Here is a 15146-nt window from a genome sequence, read left to right on the forward strand (position 1 = left end):
ACGTCGAGACTGCGCCCCGCCAAGTGAAACCGGGCGCGTTAAGCTGCGTCGGACGCCTTGTCGCGGGCGGCGTCGAGGGCGGCGAGATAGCGTTCCGCTTCCAGCGCCGCCATGCAGCCCATGCCCGCCGCCGTGATGGCCTGGCGATACTTGTCGTCGGTCACGTCGCCCGCGGCGAACACGCCGGGGATCGTGGTGGAGGTGGAATCAGGCGCGGTGACCAGATAGCCGCCTTCCTTGGTTTCCAGCTGACCGGTGAACAATTCCGTCGCCGGAGCATGGCCGATGGCGATGAAGACGCCGTCAGCGGGGCGCGCTTCGATCTCGCCGGTCTTGACGTTCTTAAGCCGGACGCCGGTGACGGATTTGACCGGCTTGTCTTCGCCGGTGACCTCTTCAAGCTGGCTGTCCCAGACCACTTCCACCTTGGGGTGATTGAACAGGCGGTCCTGCATGATCTTTTCCGCACGCAGGGAATCGCGGCGGTGCACCAGCGTCACTTTCGAGGCGAAATTGGTCAGAAACAGCGCTTCTTCCACCGCGGTGTTGCCGCCGCCGACCACGAAGACTTCCTTGTCGCGATAGAAAAACCCGTCGCATGTGGCGCAGGCGGACACGCCATAGCCCTGATACGCCTGCTCGCTGTCCAGGCCGAGCCATTTGGCGCTGGCGCCGGTGGCGATGACCACGGCGTCCGCGGTGTAGACCACGCCGCTATCGCCGGTCAGCTTGAACGGGCGCGCGCTGAGATCGGCGTCGACGATCAGGTCATCGGCGAAGGCCGTGCCCATGTTTTCCGCCTGGGCCTTCATCTGCTCCATCAGCCAGGGACCCTGAATGGGGTCGGCGAAGCCGGGATAGTTTTCCACATCGGTGGTGATGGTCAGCTGACCGCCTGGCTGCATGCCCGCAATCAGGAGCGGCTCCAGCATGGCGCGGGCGGCGTAGATCGCGGCGGTGTAGCCGGCGGAACCGGAACCGATGATGACAAGCTTGGCGTGACGGGTCTCGGCCATGGCCGGCTCCTTCGTAATCATGGGCCGCGCAATGGACCCTTCAACCGGGTTGTGCGCAGGCAGGGCGAGTCTGATGGCCCTGATGTCGCCTTCCTAGGCCAGAATTTCAAGCACGGCGTGCGCTGCTCTGTCGGTTTCGTGAAGCGGATCGTAGCTCCAGCTCTCCAACCGGCCCAGATAGGGGCGCACGGCGCCGGCGCCTTCCAGCCCGGCGTAAAGCAGACGGAACTTGCCCGGATCGCCGTCCACTCCCAGCCGGTAGACCGGTGCGCCCGTGGCGGCGGCCTCACACAGCATGTTCGTGGAATCCTCGGTGACGCAAATCCAGTCCGCCGCCGCCAGAAAGGCGAAATAGGGGTTGGGGCCGTCACCGTCATGAAACCAGACCCGCTCGGCCTGGGCGTAGCGACTGCGCAGCGTTTCGGTCAGCGCATCCGGCGTGCGGCGCGACACGGTGATCATCAGAGACCCCGCCTGGCGCCTTATGGAGTCCGCCTCGTCCAGAAGGTTGGCGCAGGCGGCGTCGGTGAAACGATGATGCTTGCTGTCGCCGCCAATCAGCAGGGCGGCGTGCGGACCGGGCAGGGCCTCAAGCCGGTCAGCGAACGCGCTTGCGCCTTCGTTCAGGCGTTGCGGCGTAATCCGGTTGGGCGAGCCCAGAATGTTGAGCACGTTCGGCCCGTGCATCCGGTCATGGCGAGGTGCGATGATCAGGTCGAACAGGTCTGTGTGACTGCGCGGTTTCTGGACATAAACAAACCGCGTGCGCCGCCAGCGCCGTCGATGCAGCGCCGCCGCGCGCACCGCCGCCCGGCCACAGCCGATCCACAGATCGGGCTCGATCATGCTCGCATCCGGCAATTTCCCGGTGCGGGGCACCTGGATGGGCAGGATCTGGAGCGGGGTCAGCCGCCCAAGCGCTTCGGCCAGGCCAAGGGCCTGATTTTCAATGCCCCGACGCCCGTCAGAGACCACAATGCAAGAGCGCGTGTCCATGCCCGCCATCGTCGCCGATATGCCTTTTGGGTCAAGCATGAAGGGCGGTGAGTCGAATGTGTGTTGACGTCTGTCGGAATCATGTGACACATGTAATGCAAGCAAGCGAGGTGTCACATGACGACCGAACCCAATCCCAGCGAGCTCGAAGTGCTCAAGGCGCTCTGGTCCCATGACCGGCTCAGCGCCCGTGAAGTCCACGACCAGATCGGTGAGGCGCAGCGCTGGTCCTATTCCACCACTCGTACGGTCATCCAGCGCATGGTCGACAAGGGCCTGGTGAACAAGGACAGCGTGCATGGCCTCGCCGTGTTCGCGGCGGCCGATCGCAAGGTCGATCTGATCAGCCGACTGGTGCGCAGCTTCACCAAGCGTGTGCTGGAAGCGGACCCAACCGCTCTGCCGGCGTCTGCTTTCGCAGGCAGCCGCCTGCTCGACGAGGGCGAGCGCGCCGAACTCGACGCCTTGCTGAAAGCAGGCGCGGATGAGGGCGGCCATAAGGATAACGAGGAGGAGGCAGGGCAATGACCTTTATGGATCTGATCTGGACCAGTGCCGCGAGTATTCCCGCCGCCCTGTCCGCCTGGCTCGCAGCGCGTGTGCTGGAGCCGCATCTGTCCCCGCGTCTGGGCGTGCGCCTGTGGCAGGCGGCCCGCCTGGCCGCCTTTGCGCCGATCCTGGTGGTGCTGGGGGCAGGCTTGATCCCTCAACAGCAGAGCGCCAACGCATCGAGCGTGCAGGTGATTCTGGGAGATGGAGCGCAGCAGACTGTGCCCGTCGCTGCGCCGCTATTCCAGCCGATTCTCGACTTTGCCGAGCTGACTGTATCTTCCGTGCCTGCCGCGCTCCTGCCGCTCATTGCGGTTCTCTATCTGGCGGGTCTCACGATCATGGCGGCGCGAGGCGTTTTGCAACGCGGCCAGATCCGCACCCTGATCCGCGCCTCGGTCGCCGACAATGGACGTTTGTCAGAACTCGCCCAACGCTGGCGGGCGCACCTTGGACTGCCGCAAACCCTGGCTCCGGTGCGAGTGGTGGATGCGGTGATCTCGCCTTTCGTGGTGGGCATCAAGCCGGTCATCCTGGCGCCGGATACGCTGGCAAAGCGTGACGATGCCGAAGCCGCCATCGCTCATGAGCTGATGCATATCAAGCGCGGCGATGAGCGGGACCGCCTGATCGGTGAGGCGCTGGCGGCGCTGATCTGGTTCAACCCGGTCTATCGCGCCATCGAGCGTCGTCTGGCCGCCGCGCGTGAGCTGGCCTGTGATGCGGATGTGCTGGACGCCCTGGGGCCCGACCAACGCCGCCCCTATGCCGAAGCGATTGCTGGCCTCGCGCCCATGCCGGCGGTGGCGACAGGGTTCCTGACCGATCTGGAGCGTTTGCGCAAACGCCGCGTTGAGGCCGCGCTCAGCCATACCGGCGCCAAGCCGCGCGCCCTGGCAGCCGTCTTGGCGGGCGCCGCGATCCTGCTGGCCGGGGCCCCGTCAGCGGCGCTCGCGGTGATGCTGAGCGGGCAGGAGGTGCAGGGCGCTGAAACCCGCGTGTTGAGCGAAGCTGTCGGCGAGCAAGTGCTGGCGGCGCAAGAGGCTGCGCAGGCCGAGGACCATCAGCGGGCTTTGGATATCTTGAATACGATCGAACCCCAGTCGCCGTATGACGCATTCATCGTCGAACAACTCAAAGCACGGGCTCTGTTTGAGCTGGATGATTTCCCTGCTTCGGTAGAGGCCTTTGAAGCCGCTCTCGTCAGCGGCGGCGCTAACGAGGAAGAGCGGTACAGAGTCGAGACGGCGATTCTCCAGCTCAGCCTCGTCATGGAAGATTATGAGGCCGTGAGTCAGTCGCTGGAGCGGTTGCTTCAGTTTGATTTCCCGATGTCAGGTCAAATGAGCAGGACGGTCGCTCAAGCCTATTTGCAGTTGGATGAGTTCGAGGCTGCCCTGCCATACGCTGAATACGCGAGGCAGGTTCAGGATGGTGAAGACCGGGACACGCTGCTGTTGTTGCAATACCTCTATGAGCAGACTGGTCGAGCTGACGACGCCACCGCCATGCGTCAGATCCGCTTGGCTCTGTTTCCCGAGAACTGATCGTTCCACAGCTTCGGATAAACTTACGGCCGGCGCATCGCGCCGGCCGTTTTGTCTTCTGAGCCTTGAAGGCCGAGCCTATTTCCACTCGACCTTGAGGATCTCATAGCTTTTCACGCCACCGGGCGCGTTGACCTCGACCACATCGCCTTCTTCCTTGTTGATCATGGAGCGGGCGATCGGGGAGGAGAGCGAGATCTTGCCCGATTTCACATCGGCCTCGTCATCGCCGACGATCTTGTAGGTGCTCTCCTGCTCGGTGTCCTCGTCCACCACGGTGACGGTGGCGCCGAACTTCACATGGCTGCCCGACATCTTGGAGATGTCGATGACCTGGGCGCGGGCGATCTTGTCCTCAAGCTCCTGCACGCGGCCTTCAATCCAGCCCTGCCGCTCCTTGGCGGCATGGTACTCGGCGTTCTCGGACAGGTCGCCATGTTCGCGCGCTTCGGAAATCGCGGCGATCACGGCAGGCCGTTCCACGCTCTTGAGGTGTCTGAGTTCTTCGTCGAGCGCTTTATGGCCCTCGGCGGTCATCGGAATTTTCTGCATGAATGTCCGGTCTCGTGATCAGTGCTCTGACGAACTGACAACTCTACTCAGCCGCCAGACGGCCTATTACGATAGGATTGCAATGAGCGCGGTTCAAGCTGGCCTGCATCAATCGCCGCAATTGACTTCACTGCCGCCCGTGAAGCCGACGCTGTCGTATAGCATGGAATCTTCATTTCCAGCGCGGTTCGGCGGATCGAATAACTGTCGATCATGGAGCGCTGACCCTCAGTGGTGTTGAACACCAGCTGCACTTCGCCGTTCTTGATGGCGTCCACAATGTGAGGGCGTCCTTCAAAGACCTTGTTGATCGGCTGAACCGCGACGCCCGCCTCTTTCAAGGTCGCCGCCGTGCCGGAGGTCGCCAGCAGTTTGAAGCCCAGAGCGGTCAGACGATGACAGGATTCAATCATCATCGGCTTGTCTGATTCTTTCAGCGAGACGAACACCGTGCCCGATTTGGGCAGGTTTACGCCCGCGCCCAGCTCGGCCTTGGCGAAGGCGGCTTCAAAGCGTTCGTCAATGCCCATGACTTCGCCGGTGGAGCGCATTTCCGGGCCGAGTATCGGATCGACGCCGGGGAAGCGCGAGAACGGCATCACCGCCTCTTTCACCGCGATATGGCGGCTGGGCATGGCCGGGGTCTCAAACTCTGACAATTTCGCGCCGGCCATCACCTTGGCGGCGATCTTGGCCACCGGCGCGCCGATGGTTTTGGCCACGAACGGCACGGTGCGGCTGGCGCGCGGGTTCACCTCGATGAGGTAGACCATGTTGTCCTTCACCGCGTACTGCACGTTCATCAGGCCCTTGACGCCGATGGCTTTCGCGAGGGCTTTCGTCTGGCGGCGCAATTCGCTGACGGTCTGGTCAGAGAGCGAGTAAGGCGGCAAGGAACAGGCGCTATCGCCCGAGTGCACGCCCGCTTCCTCGATATGCTCCATGATGCCGGAAATCCAGACATCCTCGCCGTCGCAGACCGCGTCCACATCCACTTCGGAGGCGTCTGACAGATAGCGGTCGAGCAGCAGCGGCGCCTTGCCTGACACATGGACGGCTTCGCGAATATAGCGGCTGAAGCTCTCCACATCGCGCACGATCTCCATGCCGCGACCGCCGAGCACGTGCGACGGGCGCAGCACCAGCGGGAAGCCCAGCTCCTCGGCCATGACGCGCGCTTCAGCTTCATCATGGGCGATGGCGTTGGGCGGCTGTTTCAGCCCCAGATCATCGAGCAGCGCCTTGAAGCGCTCGCGGTCTTCGGCCAGGTCGATGGCGTCCGGCGCGGTGCCGAGGATCGGCACGCCGGCCGCTTCCAGCTCCGGCGCCAGTTTCAGCGGGGTCTGGCCGCCATACTGGACCACCACGCCCAGCAGCTCGCCTGACTGCATTTCGGTCTCGATCAGCTCCAGCACGTCTTCGGCGGTCAGCGGTTCGAAATACAGCCGGTCCGCGGTGTCATAGTCGGTGGAGACAGTCTCGGGGTTGCAGTTCACCATGATGGATTCAATGCCCATCTCGGCGAAGGCGAAGGCCGCGTGACAGCAGCAATAGTCAAACTCGATGCCCTGGCCGATCCGGTTCGGCCCGCCGCCCAGAATGATCGCCTTTTTGCGATCCGTCGGCGCAGCTTCGCACTCGCCGCCGCGCTCATAGGTCGAATACATGTACGGGGTGGGTGAGGCGAACTCGGCCGCGCAGGTGTCCACGCGCTTGTAGACGGGGCGCACTCCGAAGGTCTTGCGCAGCGCCTTCACCTCGGTCTCCTCGACCTTGGCGAGGGTTGCGAGGCGCTTGTCGGAGAAGCCCATGGATTTGAGCTTCAAAAGCTCATCGCCATTTTGCGGCAGGCCCAGCATGCGCACCTGTTCTTCGGCGTGCACGATGGCTTCGATCTGGCGCAGGAACCATGGCTCATACAGGCAGGCGCTCTGGATCCGCTCCACGGTCAGTCCTTCGCGGAAGGCCTGGGCGATCACCAACAGGCGATCCGGCGTGGGTTGCGACAGCGCCGCCAGCACCGCCTGATGGCGCGCGGCTTCGTCTTCAGCCTGATCGAGACCCTCGATCTCGATCTCGTCAAAGCCTGACAGGCCGGTTTCCAGGCTGCGCAGGGCTTTTTGCACGCTTTCGGCAAAGCTGCGGCCCATGGACATGGCTTCACCCACCGACTTCATGGAGGTGGTCAGCGTGGCTTTCGCGCCGGGATATTTCTCAAATGCGAAGCGCGGGATCTTGGTGACCACATAATCGATGGTCGGCTCAAAGCTCGCCGGGGTCGCGCCGCCGGTGATGTCGTTGTCGATCTCATCCAGCGTGTAGCCGACCGCCAGCTTGGCCGCGACCTTGGCGATGGGAAAGCCCGTGGCTTTGGACGCCAGCGCGGAAGAGCGCGACACGCGCGGGTTCATCTCGATGACCACCATGCGGCCATCCTTGGGGTTCACGGCGAACTGCACGTTCGAGCCGCCGGTCTCCACCCCGATCTCGCGCAGCACGGCGATCGAGGCCGAGCGCATGCGCTGATATTCCTTGTCGGTCAGGGTCAGGGCGGGCGCGACGGTGATGGAATCGCCGGTGTGAACGCCCATCGGGTCAATGTTTTCAATCGAGCAGATGATGATGCAGTTGTCCGCTTTGTCGCGGACCACTTCCATTTCGTACTCTTTCCAGCCCAGAACGCTTTCCTCGATCAGCACTTCTGTGACCGGGGAGTGATAGAGGCCCGAGGTGACGATCTCGCGGAACTCTTCAACATTGTAGGCGATGCCGCCGCCGGTGCCGCCCATGGTGAAAGAGGGGCGGATCACGGCCGGCAGGCCCAATTCCTCAAGCACGATCTCGGCTTCCGCCATCGTGTGCACGGTGCGCGAGATGGGGCTTTCAAGACCGATGGAGTCCATCGCCACGCGGAAGCGCTCGCGGTTTTCCGCCTTGTCGATGACGTCGGCCTTGGCGCCGATCATCTCCACATTGAACAGCTCCAGCACGCCGCGCTTGTCGAGCTCCAGCGCGCAATTGAGCGCGGTCTGCCCGCCCATGGTGGGCAGCAGCGCGTCGGGGCGCTCCTTCTCGATCACCTTGGCGACCATTTCAGGCGTGATCGGCTCGATATAGGTGGCGTCGGCCAGATCAGGGTCGGTCATGATCGTGGCGGGGTTGGAGTTCACCAGGATCACCCGGTAGCCCTCTTCCTTCAGCGCTTTCACCGCCTGAACGCCCGAATAGTCAAACTCGCAGGCCTGGCCGATCACGATGGGACCGGCGCCGATGATCAGGATGGACTGGATGTCTGTGCGCTTGGGCATGGCCGGCCTCTTAAACTGTTGCACGCGCGCGCGAAAACGCAGCCTCTGACAAGCCCGAAACGGGGTGGAGGCGGCGTGCGGCGCTGATGATGTACGCTGAAACCCGTGCTTAGACCGGAATCGGTCGCTTGGCGAGAGGCGATTGCGGTCACGTCCAGTAAAGGACGCCGCACGCGCCTGCCCGATGCCCCAAATGAGAGAAAAGGCCTTGAATTCTCTCCCGTGCGGGGAAAGGTTGGAGGCTGAATCTCGGGGGGATCATCATGACGCAAACCGTGCTGAGCGCGTGTCTGGCGCTGATCGGGGGGCTGTGCGGTCTGTCGATCCAGGCTCACGCGCAGACTCTGGCGGACTTCGCGCAATTGCCTGAGGCCAGTCGTCCGATCGTATCGCCTGAGGGACGCTGGCTGGCCTATGAATGCCATATCGAGGTCCGGCCATCGGTGTGCGTGTTCGATCTGCAAACGAACCAGTTGGCGCACGCCATGCCGGCGCCGGAGAACGCCTGGCTGGGCCGGGCGTACTTCGCCTCCGAAGACTATCTGGTCGTGAATCTTTCCACCTATCTGACGCTGAGCACAATGAGTGGTTTGCGCGATTATGAAGTGTCGCGCGCCCTGTCGCTCAGCCTGGAAAGCGGCGAGGTCGTCATGCTGATGGAGCGCGGACAAGGCAGCACCAATGCGACCGATCTGGCGTCGCTTAATCTTGTCGATCCTGACACCATCCTCATCCAGATGACCTTTCTGAATGGGGCGGAGGGTAAGATCGGAACGCGTTTTGAAACCCGTGAGGGGTTTGAAAGCGGGCTGTTTCGCGTCGACCTTGCAACCGGCGATGACCGCAGGATTGACCGGTCCGATATCTTTGACCGGGTTCTGGACGCCCAGGGCGACGTGGTCGCTGAAATACACTTTGATCCGCTCAGCTATCTTTATGAGATCAAAGAGCCGGGCCGACGCGGCGCCGTCATTTACTCGGCCACCCATCAGAGCGATGCGCCTAGCGTGCTGGGCTTCATGGATGAAACCGGGTTCCTGGCATTCTTTCCGGGAGAGCGCGGCGGGTATCGCCGCATGGACCGGGTCAGCGGCGAAATCACGCGCCTTGAAAATATAACACTGGATACAGTCAGCGCGCCGATCTGGGATCGCCGCCAGAGATTGATGGGCTTTAACGGCGAGCGCGACGGCCAGAGCGCGCAGTTTTTCTTTGACGAGGATTTGGCGGCGGATGCGGCGTCCCTGACGCGAGCCTTGGGCTCGCCGGTTCAGATCGTCTCCTTCAGTGATGACCGGGACCTGCTGGTTCTGGCCATTGAAGAACCCTCCCGTCCGCGCGAATTCTTTCTCTATCAACGGTCGGCGCGAAATGTCTGGCCCTTCTCCGCCAGCTATCCCAGCCTGGCTGGGACCGCATTGCCCGCGCGTCGGCTGTATCGCTACGCCGCCTCGGACGGGCTGGAGATTGAAGCGGTTTTGACCACGCCGGCGGGCTGGAGCGAAGGTGCAGAGGCGCTGCCGCTTGTTGTGTTGCCCCATGGCGGACCGGCGGCCCGTGATGGTCTGGAGTTTGACTGGTGGGCCCAGGCCTATGCGGCGCAGGGCTATCTGGTGCTGCAGCCCAATTTTCGCGGCTCGCTCGGCTATGGGCTGGATTTCCAGCGCGCGGGATATGGCGAGTTCGGCGACCTGATGGTTCAGGACATCATTGACGGCGCGCGCGCCGTACAGGCTGACGGGCTGGCGCAACCGGGGGGTTATTGCCTGGCGGGCGGATCCTATGGCGGGTATGCGGCGCTGCGCGCGGCCATCATGGCGCCCGATGAGGTCGCCTGCGTCGTGGCGTTCGCGCCCGTGACCAACCCGGTCAGTCTTATGGGGCGTGAGCGTCGCAATGGCTCATTCATCGCTTATCATTTCTGGGAGCAGTATATGGGCGATCTGGTCTGGGATCAGGAGGCCTCTGATCGCGTTTCGATCCTGCGCAACGCCCAGACGCTGGACATGCCGATCCTGCTTTTGCACGGCGCCCAGGACAGCATCGTTCCCATCGAGGCGTCGGACGCCCTGCGCCGCCAGTTGCGCGGCGTGGAGGGCTTTGAATATGTGAGGCTTGAGGGGGAGAGCCATTTTCTGGATTTGCCCGGCTCTCGCATGACCCTGCTCAACCGGTCAGTGGCGATGTTTGATGAGGTGTTGCGCGCCGACTAGCGCGTCAGCTTCGCCAGCTCGCGCTGCATATTTTCGCGCGCCTGCGCTTCAAACCGCTCCTGATAGGCGGGCGTGTGATACAGGCGCTCCCGCTCGAGCTGGCGGGTGAGAAACGCCGCACGGCCTTTTTTATAGGAATGCGGCAGCGCCCAGACATGTTCTGCGCGCACCTGCCGCGCATACTGGTCATAGGCGTCAGGATTGGCGCCCAGAACGGCGCAGTCCATGTCCAGGAACAGCGCGTCGTCGGCATCCGCCCCGCCGCCGGCAGGGTCAGCGGTCGCCAGAATGAGGCTGTGCACCCGCGTCGCCAGCGCTTCATCCGCGCCCATGTCCACAAGCGCCGCCTGCGCCCAGTCGGCGCTGCGCTGCTCATTGTCGTTGCGCCAGCTCTTGTGGATCGCGTCATGAAACCAGGCGGCGTAGACCAGCCGCGGCAAGTCGGTGATCTGGTCCGCTTGCGCTTCGATTTGCTCAAACAGAAACGCCAGATGATCAAGGCCGTGATAGCGCCGCAGCCAGCCGGCATGGGTGGCGATCACGCGCTTGCCGGTTTTCAACTGCCGATCCTCGAGCGCGAACCGAACGAGGTCCGCGCGCCAGAGCGTAAGGGCGAAATCGGGGGTCATGGTTTAGCTATAGGCCAGGAAACGGGCGAGCCTGTCGGACGCAGCCTGCGGATTGCGCGCGCCTTCGATCTGGGCCAGCAGGGCCGGAGACAGCGCTGTGTCATCCGCATCCGTCGCCGCGGCCGTTTTCGCACTGATCACAGTGGCCGATCCAGACTGTTGGGCGCTGACGCCGCGTTTGTCGTCATTCTCTTCGGCTTGTTGAACCGTTTCTCCCGTCGCGCCTCCCGACAGTGCGTCGGTGTCTGTCAGATTGGCGCTGCCGCCATCCACGCTGGTGGCGCCATTCGCGAGTTGCGACCCGGTTTCGTTGTCACGGTCACCCATGGGATTGGCTTGCGCGAAATTCTGCAGATCGAGCAGGGCGGCGAACAATTGCGACGACAGGCTTTCATTGATCTTGCCTGCCTTTTCTTCCCTGTTGAGCTCAGGCGCTGCGGCGGCCTGTTCGCTCTCTCGGGCGTCTTCGGGCTTTTTGGTGGGATCGGGCAGCGCCATCTCGCCCAGGGCGGCGCCCCTGGCGTGCTTGGTGTCCCAGGGTGTCCATGAGGGGCCGGTAATGGCGCTGGCGCTCATGTGTCTTCTCCTGACGTCTCGTCCCCGTAGGCCGGGTCACAACAGGTTGCGGCCGGTCGGTCTTGCCGTCCAAATCTGCATATCGGCAGTTTCTTCCGCCTTCAGCTCGCCTCTCACGGGGCGGCGCCGCCGTTTTGCTGCGGCGCTGAGCGCCTTGTCATACAAGCGCTCTTCAGACAATTGAGCCGGGACTGGGCTCTATAGCGTCCCGTCCGTATTCGCATGTCCGGGGAAAAGATGTGCAACGCATGTGCCGCGCACGCGCGACAGGCCTAGCGCAATTCCAGATCCCGCCAGAGCTGAGGCTGGATGTCTTCAGGGGCGCGGGTGCGGTCCGAGATCAGCCAGTAGGCGCGCTCATGCACCAGCGGGATGTTCGGCATGGCCTCCAGGAAAATCGTTTCCGCGCGCCGGAACTGCACCGCCCGCCCGGCAGGGTCGATCATGGCGTAGGCGTCCGCCATCAGCGCGTCGAAACTCGCCCGCGCTGGGCCAGACCAGTTGGTGTTGTCAGCGAAGCCGTTGCGGGAGAAGGGCTGCAGCATGAAGTCGGGATCCGATTTCAGCCCGCGATCAAAGCGCGCCAGCGCCACATCGAAATCCCCGGCGTCCACCGCCTGATAAAGATCGAGCGGATAGCTGGCGAGCAGCTCGCCCTCCACGCCGATCCGTGACCAGTCGTCCAGGATTGCGATGGCCAGTCGGTCGCGGTCGCCGGCGGTCGCACGCACGGTCAGTCGCAAAGGCGATTGCGCGGTGAAGCCCGCTTCGGCCAGCAAGGCGCGGGCGGCGTCAGGGTCCGGGCGCGGAGGCGTATAGGCGTCACCGTGTCGGGGAATCACCGTGTCGCTTGATTGCGCCTCGCCATTGAAGAAATGCGTGTTCAGGAACGCCCGGTCGAGCCCCAGGCTCAAGGCGCGCCGAACCCGTGGGTCGCTCAGATAGGGCTGGGCGCAATTGAGCTTGAGATAGGTCAGGATCGGCGCCGGATAAGCGTGCAGCTGATCGCCCACCGTCTCGCGCAGAAAGCCGATCTGGTCGGTCGGCGGGCGCTCGGCCAGGTCATAATCGCCGGCCCGGAACCGCCTGGCGCGGGCGGAGGGCGTGTCGATCACATCCACGCTGATGGCGTTGACCTTGACGCTGTCGGCGGCGGTGAAGCGCGGGTTTTTCACCAGCTGCAAAGACAGCGCTTCGTGGCGGTCCAGCACGTACGGTCCGGCCGAGACCCAGTGTTCGGGCCGGATCCAGTCATCAGGATACGCTTCGACCTGATGGCGGGGCAGGGGGTAGAACTCGCGCATCAGCACCGGGAAATTGCCCACCGGGCGATCCAGCTCGAACACAACGGTGCGCGGGTCAGGGGCGCTGACGGCGATGGTGTCGGGATGACGCTCGCCCGCCAGCGCTTCGCGGGCGCCGATCACGGCGAAAAAATCGCCCAGATCCGCAAAGCCGGTGGTGGGGTCCACGGCGCGCCGGGCGGTCCAGACCACATCGTCCGCGGTCAGGGGCGCGCCGTCCGACCAGACCAGGTCGGGCCTCAAGGTGAAGCGCCAGACGCGCGCATCCTCGCTGCGCCAGGTCAGAGCCAGCCCCGGCGCCAAACCGCCAGACGGCGCGTATTCGGTCAGCGGGGCGTGCAGCTGCTTGTACAGAAGCGCGGCGGAGGCGAACTGGCCGCGCAGCGGATCCAGGCTGTCAGGCTCGGTCTCGATCGCCACGCGCAGCAGATCATCCGGCGCGTCCGTCCCGCCAGAACAGGCGGAGGCCGCAAGTCCCGTCAGCCCCGCCAAACCTGTGACCAGCGTCTGCCGCCGTGTCAGCTTCACCATGCGCCCCTCCCCGTTTCACGCGGGAAGACTAGCATTGCGCCAGGCAGAGCCGCCAGTGACTTAACCGGCCTTCAGGCCGCTCACAAAGCTCTCAAAGACCTTGAAGCTGTCTTGCGGGCCGGGGCTGGCTTCGGGGTGGTGCTGCACCGCCCAGACCGGCTTGTCGGTCAGCTTGAAGCCGCAATTGGTGCCGTCAAACAGAGACACATGGGTCTCGACCGCGCCCTCGGGCAGGCTGTCGCGATCCACGGCGAAGCCGTGGTTCATGGACACGATCTCCACCTGACCGGTCTCGATGTTTTTCACCGGATGGTTCGCGCCGTGATGGCCCTGAACCATCTTCTGGGTTTTTGCGCCAAGCGCCAGCGCCAGCATCTGATGGCCCAGGCAGATGCCCAGAACCGGCACGCCGGCCTCGATCACGCCGCGAATCGTCTCGAGCGCGTATTCGCCGGTGGCGGCGGGGTCGCCGGGACCATTGGAGACGAGAACGCCGGCGGGGTTGAGCTTGAGGACATCCTCTTTGCTCGCTCTGCCCGGCACGACCTGTACGCGGGCGCCGGCGGAAACCAGGCGGCGCAGGATGTTGGCCTTCACGCCATAATCGAGCACCACGACCAGCGGGCCGTCTTCGGGGCCTTTGGCGAAGCCTTCCGACCAGCCCCAATCGCCGTCCGTCCAGTCATTGGCCGCGTCGCAAGCGACCGCGCCCGCCAGCTCGACGCCTTCCATGGGCGGGGCGTTCTTGGCTTGGGCTTTCAGGGCGGAGATATCGAGCTTGCCGTCGCGGGCATGGGCGATGGTGGCCATGGGCATGCCGGTCTCGCGGATGCGGCGAGTGATGGCGCGGGTGTCGACGCCCGTGATGGCGATGATTTCGCGCGCCGCCAGCCATTCGTCAAAGCCGGTCTCGGCCCGCCAGCTGGCGGGCGGGGTGATCTCTTCGCGGCTGACCATGCCCACGGCCGCCTTGCGGGCGATGGCGCTTGCCGCTTCCTCGTCTTCGGCGTTGGCGCCCACATTGCCCACATGCGGGAAGGTGAAGCACACGATCTGGCCCGCATAGGAGGGATCGGCCAGGATTTCCTGATGCCCGGTCATCGCGGTATTGAAACAGAGCTCGGCGACGGCGGAGCCGGTCGCGCCTGCTCCCGTCCCGTAAAACACTGTACCGTCAGCCAGAATCAGAGCGGCGGTCGCCCATTCGGGCTGGATATCCGATGATGGTGTTTGCATCGGGACTTGATTCTTGACTGCTTCCGGCATAGGTGCTCGCCTCCTGACACGCGCGGGGCCGCGAGCTGGGCTCCAGCGGCGGGCGGTTAAACGCGCGGAACGTAGGCGAGCGGCGAGGCCGGGTCAAGCAAAAGGCCGCGCTGCAAATTCTTGTAATTTCAATGGCTTGGCGCTTATCTGCAGCGCCGCCGCAAATAGGTGCCCTCATGTCGCTTCGCGACCGCATCCTCTCTGACCTCAAAGACGCCATGCGCGCTCAGGATAGCACGCGTGTCTCCACGCTGCGTCTCATCCAGGCCGCCATCAAGGACCGCGACATCGCCGCGCGTCAGGAAGACCGCTGCGACGGCTGCGACTTGCCTGAAATTCAGGCGATCTTGCAAAAGCTGCTCAAGCAACGCGAAGAGAGCGCCGAGACGTATGAAAATGCGGGTCGGCTTGATCTCGCCGAGCGCGAACGCGCGGAAGCCGAGATCGTCAGCTCATATCTGCCTGAACCCATGAAACCTGCTGAAATCGCCCAGGCCGCCCAATCCGTGGTCAGCGAGCTGGATGCAGGCGGGCTGAAAGACATGGGCCGCTGCATGGCGGCGCTGAAAGAGCGCTATACCGGCCGCATGGATTTCGCCAAGGCCGGCAAGGAAGTGAAAACTTTGCTGCAAGGTCAGGCTTAGGCTTCTAGCCGTCTG

Annotated in this window: 12 protein-coding genes; 4 read left to right on the plus strand and 8 right to left on the minus strand. The window is 63.8% G+C overall.

The window, feature by feature from the left end:
- Positions 1-38: 38 nt before the first annotated feature.
- Positions 39-1016, minus strand: a complete 978-nt coding sequence (gene trxB, locus G405_RS0110940) for a thioredoxin-disulfide reductase (protein ID WP_028284741.1) — start codon at positions 1014-1016, stop codon at positions 39-41.
- Positions 1017-1109: 93 nt separating this feature from the next.
- On the minus strand, positions 1110-2012 hold the full coding sequence (locus G405_RS0110945) for a mitochondrial fission ELM1 family protein (protein WP_233346026.1): 903 nt from the start codon (positions 2010-2012) through the stop codon (positions 1110-1112).
- A gap of 117 nt (positions 2013-2129) precedes the next feature.
- Between G405_RS0110945 and G405_RS0110950 the strand changes: the two genes are divergently transcribed.
- On the plus strand, positions 2130-2540 hold the full coding sequence (locus tag G405_RS0110950) for a BlaI/MecI/CopY family transcriptional regulator (RefSeq protein WP_022701566.1): 411 nt from the start codon (positions 2130-2132) through the stop codon (positions 2538-2540).
- On the plus strand, positions 2537-4108 hold the full coding sequence (locus G405_RS0110955) for a M56 family metallopeptidase (protein ID WP_022701567.1): 1572 nt from the start codon (positions 2537-2539) through the stop codon (positions 4106-4108). The genes G405_RS0110950 and G405_RS0110955 overlap by 4 nt, the downstream gene beginning before the upstream one ends.
- A gap of 78 nt (positions 4109-4186) precedes the next feature.
- On the opposite strand, the gene greA is transcribed toward G405_RS0110955, so the two are convergent.
- Together greA and carB are read right to left on the minus strand one after the other, a co-directional pair.
- On the minus strand, positions 4187-4660 hold the full coding sequence (gene greA, locus G405_RS0110960) for a transcription elongation factor GreA (protein WP_022701568.1): 474 nt from the start codon (positions 4658-4660) through the stop codon (positions 4187-4189).
- Between the two features lie 47 nt (positions 4661-4707).
- On the minus strand, positions 4708-7968 hold the full coding sequence (gene carB, locus G405_RS0110965) for a carbamoyl-phosphate synthase large subunit (RefSeq protein ID WP_022701569.1): 3261 nt from the start codon (positions 7966-7968) through the stop codon (positions 4708-4710).
- A 263-nt stretch (positions 7969-8231) separates the two neighbouring features.
- On the opposite strand from carB, the gene G405_RS0110970 reads away from it, so the two are divergent.
- Positions 8232-10181 (plus strand): alpha/beta hydrolase family protein, encoded by a 1950-nt coding sequence (locus G405_RS0110970; protein ID WP_022701570.1) that lies wholly within the window; start codon positions 8232-8234, stop codon positions 10179-10181.
- Here the strand turns inward: G405_RS0110970 and G405_RS15835 are convergent.
- The 4 genes from G405_RS15835 to carA all read right to left on the minus strand — a co-directional run bounded on the left by G405_RS15835 (position 10178) and on the right by carA (position 14457).
- The gene (locus G405_RS15835; protein WP_022701571.1) at positions 10178-10810 is read right to left on the minus strand and encodes an HD domain-containing protein; all 633 of its coding nucleotides are present in this window, start codon (positions 10808-10810) and stop codon (positions 10178-10180) included. The two genes, G405_RS0110970 and G405_RS15835, sit on opposite strands and share 4 nt — an antisense overlap.
- 3 nt (positions 10811-10813) lie before the next feature.
- The gene (locus G405_RS0110980) at positions 10814-11386 is read right to left on the minus strand and encodes a hypothetical protein (protein ID WP_022701572.1); all 573 of its coding nucleotides are present in this window, start codon (positions 11384-11386) and stop codon (positions 10814-10816) included.
- Positions 11387-11658: 272 nt separating this feature from the next.
- Complete coding sequence (locus G405_RS0110990; RefSeq protein ID WP_022701574.1) at positions 11659-13221, minus strand: peptide ABC transporter substrate-binding protein; 1563 nt, start codon at positions 13219-13221, stop codon at positions 11659-11661.
- 60 nt (positions 13222-13281) lie between these two features.
- Complete coding sequence (gene carA / locus G405_RS0110995) at positions 13282-14457, minus strand: glutamine-hydrolyzing carbamoyl-phosphate synthase small subunit (RefSeq protein ID WP_051143384.1); 1176 nt, start codon at positions 14455-14457, stop codon at positions 13282-13284.
- Positions 14458-14663: 206 nt separating this feature from the next.
- Between carA and G405_RS0111000 the strand changes: the two genes are divergently transcribed.
- Complete coding sequence (locus G405_RS0111000; RefSeq protein ID WP_022701576.1) at positions 14664-15131, plus strand: GatB/YqeY domain-containing protein; 468 nt, start codon at positions 14664-14666, stop codon at positions 15129-15131.
- The last annotated feature ends 15 nt before the right edge of the window (positions 15132-15146 follow it).

This window comes from Oceanicaulis alexandrii DSM 11625 (assembly GCF_000420265.1).
Classification (GTDB): Bacteria; Pseudomonadota; Alphaproteobacteria; order Caulobacterales; family Maricaulaceae; genus Oceanicaulis; species Oceanicaulis alexandrii.